Raw genomic sequence first — 1,672 nt, forward strand, 5'->3', positions numbered from 1 at the left:
ATGACGAGATCAAAACCCGTTGCCTTACCGCTTGGCGATACCCCAACTGAGGCGCGCATAATAGGCTGGTTTTTATCAGGAGTCAACACCTGATTTTACCAACCGCACAACTTTTCGCCTTTCAAGCTAAAAAGCGGCTTATGCGCGCTCATCAGTCAATATTCTACTTTTTTTTCGGCCGTTGCCAAGCCTCAATTGTTCTGGGTTTAGCACGAGTGATGATAAGTTGACCATCAGCGACATCTTTACTAATGGTACTGCCTGCTCCAACAGTCACCCCTTCGCCAATCACCACCGGCGCCACCAGCTGAGAATCCGAACCAATAAAGGCATTATCTTTAATCACGGTTTTATGTTTATTGGCGCCATCGTAATTACAGGTGATCACGCCGGCACCAATATTCACGCCGCGTCCTACCTCGGTATCCCCCAGATATGTCAGATGATTGGCTTTGGAGCCTTCACCTAAGTGAGACTTTTTCATCTCGACAAAGTTGCCCACGTGGGCATCACGCGCCATCTCGGCGCCGGGACGCAACCGCGTGAACGGACCAACCGTGCAGTCTTCTCCAACACTGGCCCCTTCTATCACGCTGTACGGGCGTACCAATGTATTATCGTCAATCTCGCAATCAATCAGTACGCTGCCAGCACCGATAGCCACGTTATCCCCTAAGGTGACACTGCCTTCAATAATCACATTGGCGTCGATGGTCACATCCTGCCCACATTGCAGCTGACCACGCAAGTCAAAACGGGTGGGATCTTTGAGCATCACACCACTGAGCAACAACTGTTCAGCCTGCATTTTTTGGTATTCTCGCTCAAGGCGCGAAAGCTGAAGGCGATTATTCACCCCTTCCACTTCCACCGCACTCACAGGGTGGACGGCTTGAATCGAGCGGCCTTGTTGATGTGCCAGCGCGATCACATCGGTGAGATAAAACTCGCCTTGCGCGTTGTTGTTATCAAGTTGCGATAACCAATGGCGCAAGTCACGCCCAGTGGCCACCAGCACACCGGTATTAATTTCAGTGATGGCAAGCTGGCTGTCAGTGGCATCTTTTTGCTCAACAATCGCGACCACTTCCCCGTTATCACGCACAATACGGCCGTAACCAGTCGGATCGTCCTGATGCACAGTTAATAAACCAATCCCGCCTTCAGGCTGCCCTTCAAGCAAACGCGTTAAGGTTTGCTCTGAAATCAAGGGCACATCGCCATACAGCACCAACACTTGCTCATCATCAGCAAAATGCGGCGCGGCTTGTTGTACGGCATGGCCGGTGCCCAATTGATCCGCTTGCAAGCACCAGTTCACCGGTGTGTGAGCTAAAACGCGCTGCATAGTGTCGCCACCATGGCCATAAACCAAATGGATTTGCGAGGCGCCAAGGCCGTGACAGGTATCGATAACGTGCTCAACCATTGGTTTACCCGCCAGGGTATGAAGCACCTTAGGGGTTTGTGAATACATACGCGTGCCCTTACCGGCCGCGAGAATAACTGCACTGTATTGCATAGTCTTTCCGTGATAAAAGAGAGGCTTGTCTATTAAGTTGCCCTTAGTGTAACGCGTTTTAGCTTTCACGCGAATCACAGCCTGCAAGGTGGCCTTTGCAGGCAATATCGAGTAGGGTGAGGCGTTGCCGCCTCATCCCTCTCACAGAAC

General features: G+C 51.4%; 1 protein-coding gene. It reads right to left on the reverse strand.

Annotated elements, in window-relative coordinates; all coding sequences use genetic code 11:
* Positions 1-163: 163 nt before the first annotated feature.
* The gene (glmU, locus tag C7A19_RS03740) at positions 164-1,522 is read right to left on the reverse strand and encodes a bifunctional UDP-N-acetylglucosamine diphosphorylase/glucosamine-1-phosphate N-acetyltransferase GlmU (protein WP_116644207.1); all 1,359 of its coding nucleotides are present in this window, start codon (positions 1,520-1,522) and stop codon (positions 164-166) included.
* Positions 1,523-1,672 lie beyond the last annotated feature (150 nt).

This window comes from Salinivibrio sp. HTSP (genome assembly GCF_003390965.1).
Classification (GTDB): Bacteria; Pseudomonadota; Gammaproteobacteria; order Enterobacterales; family Vibrionaceae; genus Salinivibrio; species Salinivibrio kushneri.

What these genes read in the sequence shown, in the direction of transcription:
- glmU (WP_116644207.1), bottom strand. Translation starts at nt 1,522, where the DNA reads ATGCAATACAGTGCAGTTATTCTCGCGGCCGGTAAGGGCACGCGTATG.